The organism is Rhodovulum sp. (assembly GCF_011048875.1).
In the GTDB taxonomy this organism is placed as follows: Bacteria; Pseudomonadota; Alphaproteobacteria; order Rhodobacterales; family Rhodobacteraceae; genus Rhodovulum; species Rhodovulum tesquicola.
In genome coordinates this window covers 1-19,632 of sequence record NZ_DSDD01000036.1, presented here as the reverse complement: position 1 = coordinate 19,632, position 19,632 = coordinate 1, and the positions used below count along the sequence as shown (strand labels likewise).

Below are 19,632 nucleotides of genomic sequence, written 5' to 3'. Positions count from 1 at the left end.
TCCCCCTCGCGGGGCGCGAGCGAGCGCAGGCCAAGCTGGCTGCGCAGGAAGGCCTTGACGCGGTCGCCCGCACTGCCCGCGGCCTCGACCCGCAGCGCCGCGTCCAGCGCCGCGCGCGCGGCGGGCGGGAAATCGCGCTGGAGCGTGGCAAGCGTGGGCACGCCCTGTGCGGCGAGCCGCGCCAGCACCTCGGGCATCTCGACCCCCGCGAACTGGTCGAGCGCGCCGTCGAAGGCGGCACCGCTGGCCAGCGCAGCGTCGATCCGCATCAGCGCGGCGCGCGCCTCGATCCGGGCGGCGCGGTCCATGGCGGCATCGACCTCGGCCTCGGCCCGGTCGGCGACGGCGGACACCGCCTCGGCCAGCTGGGCATTCTCGTCGCGCTGGGTGGCAAGTTCCGCGCGCATCGCGGCGATCTCGCGCTCATAGGCGGCGACGGCCTCGGCGGCCTGTTCCCCCGCCACGGCAAGCTGGGCCTTGGAGAGATCCTCGACCCGGGCATCGAGCCCGGCAAGGCGGTCGGCAAGATCCGCCGTCCGGCCGGACAGCGCGGAGGTCTGCTCTGCCAGGGCGGCGATCTGGGGGGCAAGCGCCTCGGCCCCGCCGTTGCCAGCCCCGGCCAGCGCGGCGATCTGGTCCTGAAGGGCCGCGATCTGGGCCTGCGTCTCGGCCAGCCGGGCGTCCGAGGCGGCCAGGACGGCGCGCATCTCGTCGCCGAGCCCGGCGCCGGACCCGGGGAAGGGCCAGCCCTCGGGCTTGATGACATTGGCGGCGGCAAAGCCGAGGCCCACGGCCAGAACGCCGCCGATCACGGGCGCGAGGAAGCCGCCCCGGGCCCGGGGCGCGGGGGCCGCTTTCGGGGCTTTCGGGGCCGCGGCGGGTGCGGGCTCGGCACTCGGCCTGGCATCGTCCCAGGCGGCGGTCGCCTCGCTGATCGTGTCGGCCAGCTCGCGGGGCGCGTCGCCCTGGGCCTGTGTGCCGTCGGTGGCGGGGGGCCTCTCGGATTCCGTGGGCGCGGGCCGTTCGGGGCCGGTGTCGGCCTCTGGCTGCGACAGCGTGTCGGTCTTCACGGGATCCTTGTCGTCTGGGGTATTTGCCACGGAAAACCGCCTTTCGATTCGCTACGCCCTTGGCCACGCTGGGCGACGCGGCGAACCATACTGGCTCGCCCCTGCGGTCTCAAGACGCTGGGGCCGTGGTAATCGCCTCGCCCAGGGCGTCCAGCATCGCCGGGCCGTCTGGCCGCGCGGCCGGGCACAGGACAACCGGCGCGGGGCCCGTCCAGGCGGCGGTGACCGCGGGGCTCATGGGCACAAGGGCAAACCGGGCCGGGCTGTCACCGAGCTGCGCGCCCACCAGCCGGGCGGAACGCGGCGAAAACAGCGGCAGCAGCGTAAGCGGCGCCTGCGCGACCCGGGCCAGAACATCCGCGCCGAAGGGCAGCGCCGCCTGCCGGTAGACCACGCGCGTCTCGATCTCGAAGCCCAGCGCGGTCAGATCGCCCTTTACATCGCCCGCGGCATGTTCGCCCCGCAGATGCAGCAGCCTGCCGCTTGGCCCCGCCGCCGCAAGGTCGCGCACCAGGGTTTCGGCGGTCCCTTCGGACGCGGTGGCGGTGAACCCCGCGGCCCGGGCCGCATCCGCCGTCCGCTCGCCCACGCACCAGGCATGAAGCGAGCGGTCGGGCTGGACGGCGGCAAAGGCCGCGACCCCGTTCTCCGAGGTGAAGATCAGCGCCGCCACTCCGTCCAGCGGGATCGGATCGGCCTCGGGCACGATTTCCATCACCGGCGCGGTCACGATGTCGAAGCCCGAGCCGAACCGGGCGGTGAACTCGTCGGCGAAGCGGGCCGCTTGCGCCCGGGGACGGGTCAGCAGCAGAAGGGGGCGTTCATGGGGCAAGGCAGGCCTCGCGGGATTGTGCCGGTGGTCGGGCTGGTGTTACCTGCCGCGGTCAGACAAGGCAACGGCAGAGCCATGGGCGACACCCTTACCGTATTGGGGCTGGAAAGCAGCTGCGACGATACCGCCGCGGCCGTGGTGCGCCAGCGCGCCGGGTGCCCGCCCGAAATCCTGTCCTCGGTCGTGCTGGGACAGACCACGCTGCACGCGCCCTTTGGCGGCGTGGTGCCCGAGATTGCGGCCCGCGCGCATGCCGAGAAGATCGACCTGTGCGTGCAAGAGGCACTGGCCGCTGCGGGTGTGGTGCTGGGCGATCTGGACGCGGTGGCGGTGACGGCGGGGCCGGGGCTGATCGGCGGCGTGCTGGCGGGCGTGATGTGCGCCAAGGGGATTTGCGCGGCGACCGGGCTGCCGCTGGTGGGCGTGAACCACCTGGCGGGGCACGCGCTGACGCCGCGGCTGACGGACGGGCTGGGTTTTCCCTATCTGATGCTTCTGGCATCGGGCGGGCATTGCCAGTTCCTCTCGGTCGCAGGCGTCGCGGATTTCACGCGGCTGGGCGGCACCATCGACGACGCACCGGGCGAGGCCTTCGACAAGACCGCGAAACTTCTGGGCCTGCCCCAGCCCGGTGGACCGGAGGTCGAGCGCGCGGCGATGGCGGGGGATCCGGGGCGGTTCGCCTTTCCGCGCCCGCTGATGGACCGGCCTGGCTGCGACATGTCGTTTTCCGGGTTGAAGACCGCGCTGCTGCGGGCGCGGGATGCCATCATCGCGGAAAAGGGCGGGATCACCGTTCAGGACCGCGCCGATCTGTGCGCGGCGTTCCAGGCGGCGGTGCGCGATGTGCTGGCGGGCAAGGCGGCCCGGGCGGTGGCGGCATCCCCCGGTGCAACCGCGCTGGCGGTGGCGGGGGGCGTGGCGGCGAACCGCACGATCCGCGCGGCGCTGGAACGGGTCGCAGGCGATGCGGGGCTGCGCTTTGTCGCGCCACCGCTTGCCTTGTGCACCGACAACGCGGCGATGATCGCCTGGGCGGGGCTGGAGCGGTTCCGGCTGGGCGCGCGCGACGGGATGGACCTGGTCGCCCGGCCGCGCTGGCCGCTGGACGAGACACAACCCGCCCTGATCGGTGCGGGCAAGAAAGGAGCCAAGGCATGAGCGTAATCGGAATTGCAGGCGCGGGGGCGTTCGGGACGGCGATGGGCGTCGTTCTGGCCGAGGCCGGGCGCGACGTGGCGATCTGGGCGCATGAGGAGGCGTTTGCCGAGGAGATCCGGCAGCGCAACGAAAACCCCCGCCTGCCGGGTGTGCAACTGCCCTCGAACGTGGCGATCACGTCCGATATCGACGCGATCGGCGGCTCGGAACTGGTGCTGCTGGCAACGCCGATGCAGGTGCTGGCCAGCGTGCTGGAAACCTTTGGTCCCCGGCTTGGGGCGAAGGCGATGGTGGCCTGTTGCAAGGGCGTCGATCTGGCAACGGGGCGGGGGCCGGTGGAAATCATCTCCGAGAATTGCCCCGGGACGGTGCCCGCGGTGCTGACCGGACCCAGCTTTGCCACCGACATCGCGCGCGGACTGCCCACGGCGCTGACGCTGGCCTGCGCCGACCCGTCCGTGGGCGTGGCCTTGCAGGAACGGCTGTCCACGCAGACGCTCAGGCTTTACCGCACGACCGACACGGTGGGGGCGGAACTGGGCGGCGCGCTGAAGAACGTGATGGCGATTGCGGCGGGCATCGTGATCGGCACGGGGCTGGGCGAAAGCGCGCGGGCGGCGCTTATCACGCGGGGCTTTGCCGAGATGCAGCGCTTTGCCCGCGTCCATGGCGCGGATCCCGAAACGCTGGCAGGGCTGTCGGGCTTTGGCGATCTGGTGCTGACCTGCACCTCGGCGCAGTCGCGCAATTTCAGCTTTGGCGTGGCGCTGGGCAAGGGTCAATATTTCGACCCCGAGGTGACGGTCGAGGGCGCGGCCACCGCCCGCGCCGTTGGCGCCATCGCCACGGCGCGCGGCATCGACATGCCGGTGACCCAAAGCGTCGCCCATGTGATCGACGGCCGGCGCAGCATTTCCGAGGCGGTCAAGATCCTCTTGAGCCGCCCGCTGAAGGAGGAATGAGACATGCCGCTCTTCGCGCTGATCTGCCGGGACAGGCCCGGCCATCTGCAAACCCGCCTGGACAACCGCGCCGCCCATCTGGACCATATCGAACAATCCGGCGTGGTGGCGCAGGCCGGGCCGTTCCTGGACGGCGCCGGGCAGATGTGCGGATCGCTGGTGATCCTGGACGTGGCCGACCGCGCGGCGGCCGAGACCTGGGCGGCGGGCGACCCCTATGCCAAAGCGGGGCTGTTCGACAGCGTCGTGATCGAGGAATGGAAACGGGTGATCGGCTGATGGCTTATTGGCTGTTCAAGTCCGAGCCCAGCACCTGGAGCTGGGACGACCAGGTGGCCCGCGGCGATGCGGGCGAGGAATGGGACGGCGTGCGCAACTATCAGGCGCGCAACAACATGCGGGCGATGAGGTTGGGGGATCTTGGGTTCTTCTATCACTCGCTCGGCGAAAAGGCGGTGGTCGGCATTGTCGAGGTGATCGCCGAGGCCCATCCCGACAGCAAGGCCGACGATCCGCGATGGGAATGCGTGGATATCAAGGCGGTGCAGCCGCTGCCCCGGCCCGTGACGCTGGAGATGTGCAAGGCCGAGCCGCGTCTGGCGGAGATGGTTCTGGTCAACAACTCGCGCCTGTCGGTGCAGCCGGTGACGGACGAGGAATGGCGGATCGTCTGCGAGATGGGCGGGCTGTAGCGGGGCATTCCGCCAGCGGTGCGCCGAAAAAAAATGGAGGGCTCCACCAGATGCGGAACCCTCCATCACCCCACGTGCACCCTGCGCACCACACGTGAACCTATCTGAGGGCCCCACCATACTGGAGGGCATGTCCCGACCTTAACCCGGGCAGTCGCTCCGCGCAAAGGGCAAGTGCTTGCAATTTGAGACGACTGGGCAGGGAACGCGAAGGGCGCCCGCCGGGAGCGCCCCCGATCCGTGCCACGGAGGATCAGCCGTAGATCTGTTCCTTGCCGAAATGCTTGGTCAGCATGTAGTAGACCACCGCGCGATACTTGTTGCGCTCGGACCGGCCATAGGTCTCGATCACCGCGTTGATCGCCTCGGTCAGTTCGGGACCGTCGGGCAGGCCGAGCTTCTTGATGAGGAAATTGGTCCGAACCGTCTCGATCTCGCCCGGCTGGGTGGCGGCGACGGTCGCGGCGTCGGCATCGTAGATCGCGGGGCCGCAGCCGATGGTGACCTTGGTCAGCAGTTCCATGTCCGGTTCGATCCCGCATTTGTTGCGCAGGTCGTCGGCATATCGTGCGATCAGCTCTTCGCGTTTTCCCATCTTGCTCCTCCACATATGGCATTCCGGTTTCTCCGGATGGCCGAAGCCTAGGCGCAAACGAATCGGGGACAAAGGAAAAAACCGGGCGACCCGGCGGCAGGCCGGGCATGTGTCGCTTTCACGCCTTGAGGCCGCCGCCGGGGCGCTGTCATATCGGCGCCAGTCACGACGAGGAGGGAACGGGATGGCGTCCTATCTGAAGACCACGCCGACGCGGGAGGGATGGTTCGGGGACTATGGCGGCGCGATGCTGCCGCCGCCGCTGGAGCCGCATTTCAAGGAGATCCGCGACGCCTATGACCGGATTTCCAAGTCGGCCGAGTTCATCCGCGAGCTGCGCTATATCCGCACCCATTTCCAGGGCCGGCCGACGCCGGTCTCGCATCTGAAGAACCTGTCAGCCCTGTGCGGCGGCGCGCAGATCTATGCCAAGCGCGAGGACCTGAACCATACCGGCGCGCACAAGCTGAACCATTGCATGGCCGAGGGTTTGCTGGCCCGCTTCATGGGCAAGACCAAGCTGATGGCCGAAACCGGCGCAGGCCAGCATGGCGTGGCGCTGGCCACGGCGGCGGCCCATTTCGGCATGGACTGCGAGATTCACATGGGCGAGATCGACATCGCCAAGGAAGCGCCGAACGTCACCCGGATGAAGCTGCTGGGCGCGACGGTGGTGCCGGTGGGCTTTGGCGGGCGGTCGCTGAAAGAGGCGGTGGATTCCTGCTTTCAGAGCTATCTGGGGCAGGCCGACACGGCGCTGTTCGCCATCGGCTCGGTGGTGGGGCCGCATCCCTTTCCGATGATGGTCAGGAACTTCCAGCATGTGGTGGGCGTCGAGGCGCGCGAGCAGTTTCTGGAACTGACGGGCGAACTGCCCGACATGGTGGCGGCCTGCGTCGGCGGGGGCTCGAACGCGATGGGGATCTTCTCGGGCTTCATCGACGACGACGTGGCGCTTTACGGGGTCGAGCCGCTGGGCACCTCGTCCAAGCTGGGCGATCACGCGGCGACGATCACCTATGGCGAGGATGGCGATATCCACGGGTTCCGGACCATGGTGCTGAAGGACGCGGAAGGCAATCCGGCGCCGGTGCATACCGTGGCCTCGGGGCTGGACTATCCGGGCGTGGGGCCGGAACATGCGCATCTGCATCGCACCGGGCGGGTCACCTATACGGCGGCTGACGACAAGGAGGCGCTGGCCGCCTTCTTCGCGCTGTCGCGGCACGAAGGCATCATCCCGGCGCTGGAAAGCGCCCATGCCGTGGCCTTTGCCATGCGCGAGGCGCGGAACCATCCGGGCAAGTCGATCCTGATCAACCTGTCGGGACGGGGCGACAAGGATATCGACTACGTCACCCAGACCTACGGGTTCGGCGAGAACCTTTAGGCCGATCAGTTCCTGTTCCGGCTGAAAACGCCCGCCGAAACGAAACGCGCCGCCCGGTATCCCCGGACAGCGCAGCTGTCCCGCGAAGGAACCGGCCTTAATAGCGGTAATGTTCCGGCTTGAACGGGCCTTCGGGGGTCACGCCGATATAGGCAGCCTGTTCGGGCGACAGCCGGGTCAGCTTGACGCCGATCCTGTCCAGATGCAGGCGGGCGACCTTTTCATCCAGGTGCTTGGGAAGGATGTAGACGCCGGGCTGGTAGTCGTCGCCCTTGGTCCACAGTTCGATCTGCGCCAGAACCTGGTTGGTGAAGCTTGCCGACATCACGAAGGACGGGTGGCCGGTCGCGTTGCCGAGGTTCAGCAGGCGCCCCTCGGACAGCAGGATGATCCGGTTGCCGGACGGCATCTCGATCATGTCCACCTGGTCCTTGATATTGGTCCATTTGTGGTTCTTCAGCGCGGCGACCTGAATCTCGTTGTCGAAATGGCCGATATTGCCGACGATCGCCATGTCCTTCATCTCGCGCATATGCTCGATGCGGATCACGTCCTTGTTGCCGGTGGTGGTGATGAAGATGTCAGCGGTGCCGACCACATCCTCCAGCAGCACGACCTCGAACCCGTCCATCGCGGCCTGAAGCGCGCAGATCGGGTCGACCTCGGTCACCTTGACGCGGGCACCGGCGCCGCGAAGCGAGGCGGCCGAGCCCTTGCCGACATCGCCATAGCCGCAGACGACGGCGACCTTGCCCGCCATCATCGTGTCGGTGGCCCGCCGGATGCCGTCGACGAGGCTTTCCTTGCAGCCATACTTGTTGTCGAATTTCGACTTGGTGACGCTGTCGTTCACGTTGATCGCCGGGAAGGGCAGCAGGCCCTTGGCGTGCAGGTCGTAAAGGCGGTGAACGCCGGTGGTCGTTTCCTCGGACACGCCGCGGATCGTCTCGCGCTGGCGGGTGAACCAGCCGGGGGTTTCGGCCAGGCGCTTGCGGATCTGGGCGAACAGCGCCTCTTCCTCTTCGGAGGTGGGCACGGCGATCAGGTCTTCCTCGCCGTTCTCGACACGCGCGCCGAGCAGGACGTAAAGCGTGGCGTCGCCGCCATCGTCGAGGATCATGTTGGCGGTGCCCTCCGCGAACTGGAAGATCCTGTCGGTATAGGCCCAGTAATCGACCAGCGTCTCGCCCTTGATGGCGAAGACGGGCACGCCCGCCTCGGCGATGGCGGCCGCAGCGTGGTCCTGGGTCGAAAAGATGTTGCACGACGCCCAGCGCACATCGGCACCCAGCGCAACCAGCGTCTCGATCAGGACCGCGGTCTGGATCGTCATGTGCAGGCTGCCCGCGATGCGCGCGCCTTTCAGCGGTTTCGTCTCGCCGAATTCGGCGCGCAGCGCCATCAGGCCCGGCATCTCGGTTTCGGCAATGTCCAGTTCCCTGCGACCGAACGCGGCCAGCGAAATGTCCTTGACGATGTAGTCCTGCGCCATTGCGCCAATCTCCTCGTGTGTCGAAGCTCACCCGGCACATAGCACCGCGCGTTCGGGTCGACAATGCGCGCGCCCCGTGGCAATCGAACGACCGAAGGAGAGCGGAAATGAAGCAACCGCGCGCGTGGCAAAGGATGCTGTCGGGCAGGCGGCTGGACCTGCTGGACCCGACACCCGTGGATATCGAGATCGAGGACATCGCCCACGGGCTGGCCTTTGTTGCGCGCTGGAACGGGCAGACGCGGGGCGACTGGCCCTATTCGGTGGCGGAACATTCTTTGCTGGTCGAGGCGATCTTTGCCCGGCTGATGCCCGAGGCGCCGGTGAAATGGCGGCTGTCGGCCTTGTTGCACGACGCGCCGGAATACGTGATCGGCGACATGATCTCGCCGGTGAAGGCCGCGGTCGGGCCAGGCTACTGCGAGCTGGACAAGCGGCTGGCGGCAGCGATCCATATCCGCTTCGGGCTGCCGGCCGAGGTGCCCACGACGGTCAAGGCGCAGATCAAGAAGGCCGACCGGGTGTCGGCCTGGCTGGAGGCCACGCAACTGGCCGGGTTCTCGGAGAAGGAGGCGGACCGCTTCTTCACCGCGCCGAAACCCGAGCTGGTCGCGGGGCTTTGCCTGCATCTGCGCCCGCCGGTCGAGGTGCGCGCGGCCTATACCGCGCGGCACGCGGAATTGCTGGCGCTGCTTTAGGCGCAGATCTGCCCGGCCGCGGCCCCGGCCTGTCGCCAGCCGACGAATTGTTCGCGGGTGAAGGTCAGGACAAGATCGCCCCAGGCCAGTTGCCGCTCGATCCCCTGCGGACAGCCGGTCAGTGGCACGGCGCGGGGCGGCCCCAATTCGCGGGAGAGCGGCGCGATCACGCCGTCGGGCGCACGGCCGAAATCGACGCGCAGGGCGCTGCCGGAAACGGCAAGACCCCCCGCATCGGGCAGGAACAGGGTCGAACCCCGGTCCTGCGGCGGGGCCGCGACGCAGCCCGCCAGCAGAAGGAAAAGCGCAGCGGCGCCCGCCCTCACCTCGGGCTGCGCTTGGCGAGGATGCGTTGCAGCGTCCGGCGGTGCATGTTCAGCCGCCGCGCGGTTTCCGACACGTTGCGATCGCATTGCTCGTAGACGCGCTGGATATGCTCCCACCGCACGCGGTCGGCCGACATCGGGTTCTCGGGCGGGGGCGGAAGTGCCTCGCCATCGGACAGCAGCGCGGCGGTGACGTCATTGGCGTCGGCGGGCTTGGACAGGTAATCCGTGGCCCCGATCTTGACCGCGGCCACGGCGGTCGCGATGGCGCCATAGCCGGTCAGCACCACGATCTTGGCATCGGGGCGCTTTTCGCGCAGCACCTCGACCACGTCGAGCCCGTTGCCATCCTCAAGCCGCAGATCGACAACCGCATAGGCCGGGGGGCGGGCGGTCGCGATGGCTTTGCCGGCCGCCACGGAATCCGCGGTTTCCGTCTGAAATCCGCGCTTTTCCATCGCCTTGGCAAGACGGCGCAGGAACGGTTCGTCATCGTCCACGATAAGCAGGGTCGGATCGGGGCCGAGATCCTTCAGTTCGCCGTCGGCCATGGGGGCAACCTCCTGATGGGGCCAGACATTTTCGCCTTTGTAAGACGTTAACACCGGTGGGTCAATTTCACTCAGAACGAATCGGCAAAACAGGCAACCCGGTCCGCCATTTCCTCGGGCGTCATGTCGCGGCCGAAGACCTCGACCACACCAAGGCCCGGAAAGGCGAGGTAGGTAAAGGTGGAATGGTCGATCAGGTAATAGGGATCGCTCGTGTCCTGCACGCTGTAGAAGGTGCGATAGGCGCGGCTTGCGGCGCGCACCTGTTCGGCTGTGCCGGTCAGGCCCAGCATCCGCGGGTGCATGTAGCCGGTGAACTCGGCCAGCAATTCGGGTGTGTCGCGCCCGGGATCGATCGAGATGAAGACCGGCAGAACCTGATAGCCCCGCGCGTCCAGCAGATGCACGGCCTCGGCGTTGCGGGCATTGTCCAGCGGGCAGACATCGGGGCAGAAACTGTAGCCGAAATAGATCAGCGTCGGCCCGGTGATCACGTCGAGGTCGGTCACGGTGGCCCCGGTTTCGTCGATCAGGGTGAACGGACCGCCCAATTGCGCCGGATCGCCGCCGATCCGACCGCTGCGGCACTGGGCGAACCGATCTTCGCCCGGGCCCATCTGAAAGAGATAAAGCCCGCCACCGACAAAGCCTGCGAGGACAAGCGCGGCGATTGTTGCAAGGGATATGCGGTTCATGGCGGTCCTCCCGATGCGGCCCGTGCGCATTGATCGGCCTTCCTGCGCGGATTAACAAGAGTCAAGCACGCAACAGGACACATCATGCCCGAGCCCGTTCCCGCCCCCGGCCTCATGCCGCCTGCCGAGCGCAGCAACTGGATCCGTCTCAGGACGCTGATCCTGCTGCGCTGGGCCGCGATTGCTGGGCAGGTGATCGCGATCGTAGTCGCCGAGCTTTATTTCCAGATCCAGATCAACCTGGGGCTGTGCCTTCTGGTGGTGGGAACCGCGGTTCTGGCGAATATCATCGCGGTCGCCGTCTTCCCCGAGAACCGGCGACTGTCGGAAACCGAGACGATGCTGACGCTGCTGTTCGACATCGTCCAGCTTGCGGCACTGCTTTACCTGACGGGCGGGCTGAACAACCCGTTTGCGCTGCTGATCCTGACGCCGGTCACGATCTCGGCCACCGCGCTCAGCCGGCGCTCGACCCTGTTCCTGGCCCATTTGGCCTTTGCGCTGCTCACGCTGCTGGCGTTCTACCACATGCCGCTGGTGACGGTCGACGGCGCCGTGCAGAGCCTGCCGCCGATCTTCCTGTTCGGGTTCTGGGCGGCGCTGGTGATCGGGATCTCGTTCCTGGGGCTTTATGCCGAGCGGGTGATCTCGGAGATGAACAAGATGTCGGACGCGCTTCTGGCGACGCAGATGGCGCTGGCGCGGGAACAGAAGCTGACCGATCTGGGCGGCGTGGTGGCGGCGGCGGCGCATGAGCTGGGCACGCCGCTGGCCACGATCAAGCTGGTCAGTTCCGAGATGATCGACGAACTGGCCGACCGGCCCGACCTGCGCGAGGACATGGAACTGATCCGCGACCAGGCCGACCGCTGCCGCGATATCATGCGCTCGATGGGCCGGGCCGGAAAGGACGACCTGCACATGCGCAGCGCGCCGCTGGAGGCCATCGTGGAGGAGGCGGCCGAGCCGCATTCGAGCCGCGGCAAGGAATTGATCTTCCGCTCCGAGCCGATCCATGGCGGCACGCCGCGCATGCCCGTGGTCTATCGTCGGCCCGAGATCATCCACGGGCTGCGCAACCTGATCCAGAACGCCGTCGATTTCGCCGATGCGCGGGTCTGGGTGCTGGCGCAGTGGACGCCCGCCGAAATCACCATCCGCATCATGGATGACGGGCCGGGCTATCCGCCGCATCTTCTGGGCCGGATCGGCGATCCCTTCGTGCGCCAGCGAAAGAACCCGCTGCAACAGAAGAAGCGGCCGGAATACGAGGGGATGGGGCTTGGCCTGTTCATCGCCAAGACGCTTCTGGAACGCTCGGGCGCGCAGGTCATCTTTGCCAACGGGTCCGATCCGTTCCTGACGGATGCCGACAGGTCGGACCAGCGTGGTGCCGTGGTCGAGGTGAAATGGCCGATCTCGGCCATCGGGGTCAGCGCGGAATCCCAGTTGGCGGCGCTGGGCGAGAACATGCCCATCGAGGCCTGAGCGCGGGCAATCGCTGCATTAACGTGACATTAACCCTAATGTCCAAAACATGATCCCGAGGCTGCGGGCTGTGGGACAGGACATGACGGTCGACTGGGTTTTCGCGATGATCCTCGGGGCAACATCGGTCGCGACGGCCGCGCTTGCGCTGTTGGTGCTGCCTCTCGTCCCGCGCCTGGGCCGACCGGAAAAGGCCGCGCAGGGCGAGACCGACATGGTTTTCCTGTTCGACGGCGAGCAACTGGTCGATGCGACGCCCGAGGCGCGGCGCTTTCTGGCGGGCGGTCCGCCGGGACTGTCGGACTGGCATCGACTTTGCGCGCTGGTCGGCCACCGGTTTCCCTGCTTTCGGGATCGGATGGCGCGGCTCGACCGCGAGGGCAGCGCGCTGCTGACCGAGGCGGGCGGGTCGTCGCAACTGTCCGCGACATGGCTTGACGGCGTGATGCGCCTGTCGCTGCACCTGCCGGAGGAAGTCCGCGCGCAGGACACGCCCGATCCGCAAAGCCTGGCCGCGATGGCGGCGGAACTGACCACGCTGCGCGATGTCGTCGAGGCAATGCCCACCCCCGCCTGGCAAGAGGACGAGGAGGGCGCAGTCGCCTGGGCCAACAGCGCCTATCTGACGCTCGTCCGCCGCTGCCAGGGCGCGGACACGCCGCTGAGCTGGCCGCTGCCGGCGCTGTTCTTGCCCCCCGACAAGGACGACAACGCACCCCATCGCGCGGTGATCCAGACCGATGACGGCCGCGAGCACTGGTTCGACTGCGTCTCGGTGACGGCCGATGGCGCGCTTCTGCGTTTCGCCCTGCCCGCCGATGCCGCCGTGCGCGCGGAAACCGCGCTGCGCAATTTCGTCCAGACCCTGACCAAGACCTTCGCCGAGCTGCCGATCGGGCTGGCGGTGTTCAACCGGGCGCGCGAACTGGTGCTGTTCAATCCGGCGATGCTGGATCTGTTCAACCTGGAACCCGAATTCCTGACCGCGCGGCCAACGCTGGTCGCGGTTCTGGACCGGCTGCGCGAGACGCGGATGATGCCCGAGCCCAAGGATTACCGCACCTGGCGCGAACAGATCGTGAGGCTGGAACGCGACGCGCAGGACGGCGTCTATTCCGACACCTGGACCCTGCCTTCCGGGCAGGTCTACCGCGTGACCGGGCGGCCGCACCCGGACGGTGCCGTGGCCTTCCTGTTCGAGGACATCAGCGCCGAGATGTCGCTGACCCGCCGCTTCCGCGGCGAGATCGAGACCGGGCAGGCGGTGATCGACAGCCTGGACGAGGCCATCGCCGTGTTCTCGAGCGCCGGGCTGCTGATCATGTCGAACGCCGCCTATGCCGAGCTTTGGGGCGAGGACCCGATGCTGGTGATGGGCACCATCGACATTGCTGGCGCCAGTGCACGCTGGCAGCAGAACTGCATGCCCGAGGACACCGGCACCACGCTCGAACTGTCCCGCATGATCCGCCAGAGAAAGCCGTGGTCGGGCAACCTTGTGCATCGCGACGGGCGCAGACTCGCCTGCCGGCTGCGGTCGGTGGGCGGCGGGGCGGTTCTGGTCGGCTTTCGCCCCGACTGCCAGGTCCAGGGCGCACAGCCCGAGGTTTCGCGCGCGGTGGGCTGATCCGGCCTTGCGGGTCGCGGCCCGGGGCGTAAGACTGCGCCCATGCCGCACCATTCCGCCCCTTTCGCGATCCGCCTGACGCTTGCTTCCGAGGCCGGTATGCGGGCCTTTGCGGACCGGATGGCCGGGCTGCTGCGCGCGGGCGACACGATCCTGCTGGAGGGTCCGATCGGCGCGGGCAAGACGGCGTTTTCCCGGGCGCTGATCGGCGCGCTGCGCACTCGCGCGGGCCTGCCGCCCGAGGACGTGCCCTCGCCGACCTTCACGCTGGTTCAGGTCTATCAGGCCGGGCCGGTCGAGATCTGGCATGCCGATCTTTACCGCCTGTCCCATCCCGACGAGGTGGTCGAACTGGGCCTCGACGAGGCGTTCGGCACCGCGCTTTGCCTTGTCGAATGGCCGGACCGGCTGGGCGATCTTGAACCGGCGGGGGCGTTGCGGCTGCGCCTTGCGCGGGGCGCGGACGAGCAGAGTCGCGAGGCGGTTCTGTCCTTTACCGATCCCGCATGGTCGGATCGTCTGGATGCCGCCCTTGCCGAGATCGCCGCCGATGCCTGAGCGGGCCGAATTGATCGCCGCCTTCCTGTCGGGCGCAGGCTGGGGCCGGGCCGCGACCCGCCCGCTGGCAGGCGATGCCTCGAACCGGCGCTATGAGCGGCTGACCGACGGGCTGCGAACCGCCGTGCTGATGGATGCGCCTGCCGAGCGGGGCGAGGATGTGCGCCCCTTCCTTGCCATCGCACGGCATCTGTCCGGCCTGGGCCTGTCCGCGCCTACGATCCTGTCGGCCGATCCGGGGGCGGGCCTGTTGCTGCTGGAGGATCTGGGCGACGATCTTTTCGCGCGGGTTGCGGCGCAGGACCCGGCGCAGGAAGATACGCTTTATGCCGCCGCGGTCGACCTGCTGGCCGAGCTGCACCGCGCGCCGCCCCCCTCGGGCCTTGGCGCCTATGATGCGGCGGCGATGGCGCGGCTCGCCTGCCTGCCCTTCGAGTGGTATCTGCCGGGCATTGACGCCCCCGCCCCCGATGGTTCGTCAGAGGCGTTTCGGGCCGGAATAGAGACGATGTTGGCCGAACATGCGCCACCTTCCGTGCTGATCCTGCGCGACTATCACGCCGAGAACCTGATCTGGCTGCCCGCGCGGCAGGGGGTTGCGCAGGTCGGTCTTCTCGACTTCCAGGACGCGCTGCGCGGGCACCCGGCCTATGATCTGGTCTCGCTGCTGGAGGATGCGCGGCGCGATGTCGATCCGGCGCTGCAATCGCGGATGCGGGCGCGCTATGTCGCGGCGACCGGCACGCCGCCCGATGCCTTCGCGCGCGCCTATGCCCTGCTGGGCGCGCAGCGCAACCTGCGCATCCTCGGCGTCTTTGCCCGGCTCTGCCTGCGCGACGGCAAGCCCGGCTATCTGCCCCTGCTGCCGCGGGTCTGGGGGCACCTGATGCGCGACCTGTCCCATCCCGACCTTGCCCCCTTGCGCGCGCAGGTGCTGGACCTGATCCCGCCACCCGAACCCGCCCTTCTCGACCGGATCGCCCGAAAATGCCCGATGCACTGATGCTGTTTGCCGCCGGGTTCGGCACGCGCATGGGCGCGCTGACCGCCGAGCGGCCCAAACCCCTGATCGCGGTCGCGGGCCGCGCGCTGATCGACCATGCGCTGGATCTGGCAAGGGATGCCGGGATCGCCCGGATCGTGGTCAACACCCATTACCGGGCCGAACAACTGCATGACCATCTGTCCGGGCGCGGCGTCACGATCTCGCACGAGGCGGGCGCGATCCTCGACACAGGCGGCGGGCTGCGCAAGGCGCTGCCGCTTCTGGGCGCGGACACCGTCTTCACGCTGAACAGTGACGCGATCTGGACCGGGCCTAACCCGCTGCGTCGGCTGGCCGACGCGTGGGATCCGCACCGCATGGACGCGCTCTTGCTGCTGGTCGCGGCCGACGCGGCGCGCGGCTATCGCGGCCCGGGCGATTTCGCGCTGGACGCCGAAGGCAGGGTCAGCCGCGCGGGACCATCGGTCTATACCGGGGCGCAGATCGTCCGGACGGAACTGCTGGGCGACATCGCCGAGGAGGCATTCTCGCTCAACCGCGTCTGGGACAGGGCGATTGCGGCGGGGCGGCTGTTCGGCATCCTGCATGCGGGCGGCTGGTGCGATGTCGGCCATCCGGGCGGCATCGCCGAAGCAGAAGCGATGCTGGCCGAGGTGGGCGATGGCTGACAGCGGACCCCGCCTGTTCGGCCTGCCGCCGGGCACCGATTTCCCGGCCGCCTTCCTGACCGGGCTGGAGCACCGGCTGGCCGACGCCTCGCCCGACGCTTGGGCGCGGACCGAGATATGGGTGAACACCCAGCGCATGCGGCGGCGCTTGCAGGATCTGCTGGCGGCCGGGCCGCCGCGGCTTTGGCCCCGCATCCGGCTGGTGGCCGAGCTGGGCAACCATCCGGTGCTGGCCGATCTGCCGACGCCCCCCTCGTCGCTGCGCCGCAGGCTGGAACTTGCGACGCTTGTCGGCAAGCTGCTGGAGATCGAGCCGGATCTCGCCCCGCGCAGTTCGATCTACGACCTTGCCGACAGCCTTGCACGGCTGATGGACGAGATGCTGGCCGAAGGCGTGGATCCGCAGGCGCTGGACCGTCTCGACATGGGCGATCTTTCGGCGCATTGGGCACGGTCGCGGCGCTTTCTTGGCCTTGTCGACGCCTATCTCGGCCCCGACCCGACGGCGCGCGGCAATGACGGCGCCCGTCAGCGGATGGCGGCGCAACGGCTGGCCGCGAGGTGGCGGACCGATCCGCCCAAACATCCGGTGATCGTTGCGGGCAGCACCGGGTCGCGCGGCGCGACGGCGCTGTTCATGGCGGCGGTTGCGCGGCTGCCGCAGGGGGCGGTGGTTCTGCCGGGTTTCGATTTCGACATGCCGGGCGCGACCTGGGCCAGCCTCGACGAGGCGCTGGCGGCAGAGGATCATCCGCAATACCGGTTCCGCCATCTGCTCGACGGGTTGAAGATGGACGCGGCGGCGGTGCAGCCTTGGCATGCCGATGCCCCCCCGCCATGCCCGGCGCGAAACCGGCTGGTCTCGCTCTCGCTGCGGCCTGCCCCGGTGACGGATCAATGGACGGACGAAGGCCCGCGCCTCACGGATCTGGACGAGGCCACCGCCCGCATGTCCCTGATCGAAGCACCCTCGCCGCGGGCCGAGGCGCTGGCCGTCGCCTTGCGGCTGCGCAAGGCGGCCGAGGCCGGACGAACCGCGGCGCTCATCACCCCGAACCGCACCTTGACCCGGCAGGTCGCCGCCGCGCTGGACCGCTGGGGCATCCTGCCGGACGACAGCGGGGGGATGCCGCTGCCGCTGTCGCCCCCGGGCCGGTTCCTGCGGCAGGTGGCGGGGGTGTTCGGCCAACGGTTGACGGTGGCGGGTTTGCTGGCGCTGCTCAAGCATCCGCTGATGGCCTCGGGCCTGGGCCAGCGGGCGCAGCATCTGCTCTGGACGCGCGAGCTTGAGTTGCATCTGCGCCGCCACGGCCCGGCCTTTCCCGATGGCGCGGCGCTGCGCGACTGGGCGGGCAAGGGGCGAACGGATGGGCGCGTTGACTGGGCCGCATGGCTGGGCGGGGCGCTCGATGGGCTGGATCGGGCCGGAACAGAGCCTTTATCGGGCCATGTCGCGCGTCATCTGGCATTGGCCGAGGCACTGGCCGGGGGGCCGGAGGGCGCGGGCAGCGGGGGGCTTTGGGCCGAGGCGGCCGGCGAGGTTGCACGCGTGGCTTGCGATGCCCTGCGGGCCGAGGCCGACGCCGGGGGCGAGATGTCGCCCGCCGATTACGCCGCCCTGTTTGACGCCATCCTGCGCGAGTACGAGGTCCGCTCGGCCCCCGAACCGCATCCCGGCATCATGATCTGGGGCACCCTCGAAGCCCGCGTTCAGGGGGCCGATCTGGTGATCCTGGCTGGGCTGAACGAAGGCTCCTGGCCCGAGACGCCCGCGCCCGATCCCTGGCTCAATCGCCAGATGCGCGCCCAGCTTGGCCTGTTGCTGCCCGAGCGGCGGATCGGGCTGGCCGCACATGATTACCAGCAGGCGATCTGTGCCCCCGAAATCGTGCTGAGCCGCGCGATCCGCGATGCCGAGGCACAGACCGTTCCCGCACGCTGGCTGAACCGGCTGACCAACCTGCTGGACGGGCTGAAGGTCACCGGCGGACCCGCGGCGTTGAAGGCGATGCGGGCCCGCGGCGCAGAATGGCTGCGCCTTGCCGATGCGCTGGAACGGCCCGCCGCGCCCATCCCGGCCGCCCCGCGCCCCTCGCCCCGGCCGCCTGTCGCCGATCGGCCCGCGCAATTGTCGGTGACGGCTGTCGAGCGGCTGATTCGCGACCCCTACGCCGTCTATGCGCGCCATATCCTGCGGCTGAAACCGCTCGACCCGCTGATCCACCAGGCCGATGCGCCCCTGCGCGGCACGGTCCTGCACAAGGTCCTTGAACGTTTTCTGGCCGCGCCGCTTGACCCCGATCCGGCGCAGGCCGAGGCGCGCCTGATGGCGCTGGCCGATGCCGTTCTGGCCGAGGATGCGCCCTGGCCCGCGGCACGGGCGCTGTGGCGGGCGCGGTTGGGACGTGTCGCGGCCGGGTTCGTGCGGGACGAGGCCAAACGGCAGGCCACGGCGCAGTGCATCGCCCGCGAGCGTTCCGGGGCGGTGTCGTTGCCCGATGGGTTCCGGCTGACCGCGAATGCCGACCGGATCGACCTGCGCGATGACGGGCGGCTGGTGATCTACGACTACAAGACCGGCACGCCGCCCAGCCAGAAGGCGATGGAAGTCTTCGACAAGCAGTTGCTGCTGGAAGCCTGCATCGCCGAGCGCGGCGGGTTCGACGGCATCGCCGCCGCCCCCGTGCATGAGGTCAGCTATCTGGGCCTCGGCAACCCGCCAAAGACCGTGACGAACCCGCTTGAAAACGGACTGGTGGATCGCACATGGGCCGAGCTTGCGCGGCTGATCGCGCATTATGCGCGGCCCGAACAGGGATACACCGCCCGCAGCCGGTTGCAGAAGCGGACGGATTGGACCGATTACGACCTGCTGTCGCGCTTCGGCGAATGGGACGAAACCGACGCCCCCGTCGCGATGGAGGTCGGCGGATGACGCGCCATGATGCGACCGAGCGCCAGGTTCAGGCGGCGGATCCGGCGAACTCGACCTGGCTGGGGGCGAATGCAGGCTCGGGCAAGACGCGGGTGCTGACCGACCGGGTGGCGCGGATCTTGCTGAACCGGGTGCCGCCGCAGCGCATCCTGTGCCTGACCTATACCAAGGCCGCCGCCAGCGAGATGCAGAACCGGCTGTTCGAACGGCTGGGCGGCTGGGCGATGCTGGGCGATGCCGATCTGCGCTGCGCGCTGCACGAACTTGGCGTGGATGGCCCGATAGAGGCCGCACTGCTGCGCGAGGCGCGGCGGCTTTTCGCGCGCGCGATCGAGACGCCCGGCGGGCTGAAAATCCAGACCATCCATTCCTTCTGCGCGTCCCTCTTGCGGCGGTTCCCGCTGGAGGCGGGCGTCTCGCCGCAATTCGCCGAGATGGATGACCGCGCGGCGCGGCGTCTGCGGGCCGAGATCGTCGAGGAGATGGCCGAGGGGCCGGAGGCGGCGGTCTTTGCCGGGCTGGCGCGGTTCCACGCCGACGAAGACCTGGACACCCTGACCGCCGAGATCGCGGGACAGCGCGACCGCTTTTCCGCGGCCGGGGATGCGGATGCGATCTGGCGGCTGTTCGGGCTGGCGCCGGGGTTCGATGCGGCGGCCCTGATGGCGCAGGTTCTGACGGGGACCGAGGCCGATCTGATGTCATCGCTGCTGCCCGCCCTGCGTGCGGGAAGCTCGAGCGATCAGAAGGATGCGGTGCGCCTTGCCGCGCTGGATCTGACCCGGCCCGATACGGCGCTTCTGGCCGGGCTTGAGGCGGTCTTCCTGACCGGCCCGGGCGCCAAGCAGCCGTTTTCGGCCAAGACAGGGTCGTTTCCGACCAAGGC

20 protein-coding genes are annotated in these 19,632 nt (G+C 68.8%); 13 read left to right on the top strand and 7 right to left on the bottom strand.

What is annotated here, in order from left to right:
* On the bottom strand, positions 1-1,100 hold a 1,100-nt coding region (locus tag ENN83_RS01385; protein WP_287183234.1), incomplete at its 3' end, for a hypothetical protein.
* A gap of 79 nt (positions 1,101-1,179) precedes the next feature.
* A complete protein-coding gene (locus ENN83_RS01380) occupies positions 1,180-1,902 on the bottom strand; it encodes a uroporphyrinogen-III synthase (protein WP_287183231.1) in 723 nt (240 codons plus the stop codon).
* A 75-nt stretch (positions 1,903-1,977) separates the two neighbouring features.
* Between ENN83_RS01380 and tsaD the strand changes: the two genes are divergently transcribed.
* From tsaD to ENN83_RS01360, 4 genes are read left to right on the top strand one after another with little or no spacing between them, the layout of a single operon-like run.
* Positions 1,978-3,063, top strand: a complete 1,086-nt coding sequence (gene tsaD / locus ENN83_RS01375) for a tRNA (adenosine(37)-N6)-threonylcarbamoyltransferase complex transferase subunit TsaD (RefSeq protein WP_287183228.1) — start codon at positions 1,978-1,980, stop codon at positions 3,061-3,063.
* Entirely contained in the window at positions 3,060-4,025 is a 966-nt protein-coding gene (locus ENN83_RS01370) for an NAD(P)H-dependent glycerol-3-phosphate dehydrogenase (RefSeq protein ID WP_287183225.1), read from the top strand. Before tsaD ends, ENN83_RS01370 begins: the two co-directional genes overlap by 4 nt.
* A 3-nt stretch (positions 4,026-4,028) precedes the next feature.
* A complete protein-coding gene (locus ENN83_RS01365) occupies positions 4,029-4,304 on the top strand; it encodes a YciI family protein (RefSeq protein WP_287183223.1) in 276 nt (91 codons plus the stop codon).
* The gene (locus tag ENN83_RS01360; protein ID WP_287183221.1) at positions 4,304-4,717 is read left to right on the top strand and encodes an EVE domain-containing protein; all 414 of its coding nucleotides are present in this window, start codon (positions 4,304-4,306) and stop codon (positions 4,715-4,717) included. Before ENN83_RS01365 ends, ENN83_RS01360 begins: the two co-directional genes overlap by 1 nt.
* 253 nt (positions 4,718-4,970) lie before the next feature.
* On the opposite strand, the gene ENN83_RS01355 is transcribed toward ENN83_RS01360, so the two are convergent.
* Positions 4,971-5,312: a DUF2853 family protein gene (locus tag ENN83_RS01355; RefSeq protein WP_287183218.1), complete on the bottom strand. Its 342-nt coding sequence runs from the start codon at positions 5,310-5,312 to the stop codon at positions 4,971-4,973.
* A gap of 184 nt (positions 5,313-5,496) precedes the next feature.
* On the opposite strand from ENN83_RS01355, the gene trpB reads away from it, so the two are divergent.
* Positions 5,497-6,702: a tryptophan synthase subunit beta gene (trpB, locus tag ENN83_RS01350; RefSeq protein ID WP_287183215.1), complete on the top strand. Its 1,206-nt coding sequence runs from the start codon at positions 5,497-5,499 to the stop codon at positions 6,700-6,702.
* A 97-nt stretch (positions 6,703-6,799) separates the two neighbouring features.
* On the opposite strand, the gene ahcY is transcribed toward trpB, so the two are convergent.
* Entirely contained in the window at positions 6,800-8,194 is a 1,395-nt protein-coding gene (gene ahcY, locus ENN83_RS01345) for an adenosylhomocysteinase (RefSeq protein WP_287183180.1), read from the bottom strand.
* A gap of 107 nt (positions 8,195-8,301) precedes the next feature.
* Here ahcY and ENN83_RS01340 point away from each other — a divergent pair, with 107 nt between their 5' ends.
* Positions 8,302-8,892 carry an HD domain-containing protein gene (locus ENN83_RS01340; RefSeq protein WP_287183178.1) on the top strand — a complete coding sequence of 197 codons (591 nt, stop codon included), beginning with the start codon at positions 8,302-8,304 and terminating at the stop codon, positions 8,890-8,892.
* Here ENN83_RS01340 and ENN83_RS01335 read toward each other — a convergent pair.
* The 3 genes from ENN83_RS01335 to ENN83_RS01325 all read right to left on the bottom strand — a co-directional run bounded on the left by ENN83_RS01335 (position 8,889) and on the right by ENN83_RS01325 (position 10,464).
* Positions 8,889-9,218, bottom strand: a complete 330-nt coding sequence (locus ENN83_RS01335; protein ID WP_287183175.1) for a hypothetical protein — start codon at positions 9,216-9,218, stop codon at positions 8,889-8,891. The two genes, ENN83_RS01340 and ENN83_RS01335, sit on opposite strands and share 4 nt — an antisense overlap.
* Positions 9,215-9,769 carry an ActR/PrrA/RegA family redox response regulator transcription factor gene (locus ENN83_RS01330; protein WP_132696051.1) on the bottom strand — a complete coding sequence of 185 codons (555 nt, stop codon included), beginning with the start codon at positions 9,767-9,769 and terminating at the stop codon, positions 9,215-9,217. Before ENN83_RS01330 ends, ENN83_RS01335 begins: the two co-directional genes overlap by 4 nt.
* 71 nt (positions 9,770-9,840) lie before the next feature.
* Entirely contained in the window at positions 9,841-10,464 is a 624-nt protein-coding gene (locus ENN83_RS01325) for an SCO family protein (RefSeq protein WP_287183168.1), read from the bottom strand.
* A gap of 84 nt (positions 10,465-10,548) precedes the next feature.
* On the opposite strand from ENN83_RS01325, the gene regB reads away from it, so the two are divergent.
* The 7 genes from regB to ENN83_RS01290 all read left to right on the top strand — a co-directional run.
* On the top strand, positions 10,549-11,952 hold the full coding sequence (gene regB, locus ENN83_RS01320) for a sensor histidine kinase RegB (RefSeq protein ID WP_287183166.1): 1,404 nt from the start codon (positions 10,549-10,551) through the stop codon (positions 11,950-11,952).
* A gap of 82 nt (positions 11,953-12,034) precedes the next feature.
* Complete coding sequence (locus ENN83_RS01315; RefSeq protein ID WP_287183164.1) at positions 12,035-13,579, top strand: PAS-domain containing protein; 1,545 nt, start codon at positions 12,035-12,037, stop codon at positions 13,577-13,579.
* 42 nt (positions 13,580-13,621) lie between these two features.
* Complete coding sequence (gene tsaE / locus ENN83_RS01310; RefSeq protein WP_287183161.1) at positions 13,622-14,137, top strand: tRNA (adenosine(37)-N6)-threonylcarbamoyltransferase complex ATPase subunit type 1 TsaE; 516 nt, start codon at positions 13,622-13,624, stop codon at positions 14,135-14,137.
* On the top strand, positions 14,130-15,140 hold the full coding sequence (locus ENN83_RS01305; RefSeq protein ID WP_287183158.1) for an aminoglycoside phosphotransferase family protein: 1,011 nt from the start codon (positions 14,130-14,132) through the stop codon (positions 15,138-15,140). The genes tsaE and ENN83_RS01305 overlap by 8 nt, the downstream gene beginning before the upstream one ends.
* Positions 15,125-15,811 carry a nucleotidyltransferase family protein gene (locus tag ENN83_RS01300; RefSeq protein ID WP_287183155.1) on the top strand — a complete coding sequence of 229 codons (687 nt, stop codon included), beginning with the start codon at positions 15,125-15,127 and terminating at the stop codon, positions 15,809-15,811. The genes ENN83_RS01305 and ENN83_RS01300 overlap by 16 nt, the downstream gene beginning before the upstream one ends.
* Positions 15,804-18,746, top strand: a complete 2,943-nt coding sequence (gene addB / locus ENN83_RS01295; protein WP_287183152.1) for a double-strand break repair protein AddB — start codon at positions 15,804-15,806, stop codon at positions 18,744-18,746. The genes ENN83_RS01300 and addB overlap by 8 nt, the downstream gene beginning before the upstream one ends.
* The coding region (locus tag ENN83_RS01290; RefSeq protein ID WP_287183149.1) for a UvrD-helicase domain-containing protein at positions 18,743-19,632 on the top strand (890 nt) is incomplete at its 3' end. The genes addB and ENN83_RS01290, both read left to right, overlap by 4 nt.

Excerpts from the sequence above, each read along its gene's own strand:
- tsaD (WP_287183228.1), top strand. The coding sequence starts at position 1,978 with ATGGGCGACACCCTTACCGTATTGGGGCTGGAAAGCAGCTGCGACGAT.
- ENN83_RS01370 (WP_287183225.1), top strand. The coding sequence starts at position 3,060 with ATGAGCGTAATCGGAATTGCAGGCGCGGGGGCGTTCGGGACGGCGATG.
- ENN83_RS01365 (WP_287183223.1), top strand. The coding sequence starts at position 4,029 with ATGCCGCTCTTCGCGCTGATCTGCCGGGACAGGCCCGGCCATCTGCAA.
- ENN83_RS01360 (WP_287183221.1), top strand. The coding sequence starts at position 4,304 with ATGGCTTATTGGCTGTTCAAGTCCGAGCCCAGCACCTGGAGCTGGGAC.
- ENN83_RS01355 (WP_287183218.1), bottom strand. The coding sequence starts at position 5,312 with ATGGGAAAACGCGAAGAGCTGATCGCACGATATGCCGACGACCTGCGC.
- trpB (WP_287183215.1), top strand. The coding sequence starts at position 5,497 with ATGGCGTCCTATCTGAAGACCACGCCGACGCGGGAGGGATGGTTCGGG.
- ahcY (WP_287183180.1), bottom strand. The coding sequence starts at position 8,194 with ATGGCGCAGGACTACATCGTCAAGGACATTTCGCTGGCCGCGTTCGGT.
- ENN83_RS01340 (WP_287183178.1), top strand. The coding sequence starts at position 8,302 with ATGAAGCAACCGCGCGCGTGGCAAAGGATGCTGTCGGGCAGGCGGCTG.
- ENN83_RS01330 (WP_132696051.1), bottom strand. The coding sequence starts at position 9,769 with ATGGCCGACGGCGAACTGAAGGATCTCGGCCCCGATCCGACCCTGCTT.
- ENN83_RS01325 (WP_287183168.1), bottom strand. The coding sequence starts at position 10,464 with ATGAACCGCATATCCCTTGCAACAATCGCCGCGCTTGTCCTCGCAGGC.
- regB (WP_287183166.1), top strand. The coding sequence starts at position 10,549 with ATGCCCGAGCCCGTTCCCGCCCCCGGCCTCATGCCGCCTGCCGAGCGC.
- ENN83_RS01315 (WP_287183164.1), top strand. The coding sequence starts at position 12,035 with ATGACGGTCGACTGGGTTTTCGCGATGATCCTCGGGGCAACATCGGTC.
- tsaE (WP_287183161.1), top strand. The coding sequence starts at position 13,622 with ATGCCGCACCATTCCGCCCCTTTCGCGATCCGCCTGACGCTTGCTTCC.
- ENN83_RS01305 (WP_287183158.1), top strand. The coding sequence starts at position 14,130 with ATGCCTGAGCGGGCCGAATTGATCGCCGCCTTCCTGTCGGGCGCAGGC.
- ENN83_RS01300 (WP_287183155.1), top strand. The coding sequence starts at position 15,125 with ATGCCCGATGCACTGATGCTGTTTGCCGCCGGGTTCGGCACGCGCATG.
- addB (WP_287183152.1), top strand. The coding sequence starts at position 15,804 with ATGGCTGACAGCGGACCCCGCCTGTTCGGCCTGCCGCCGGGCACCGAT.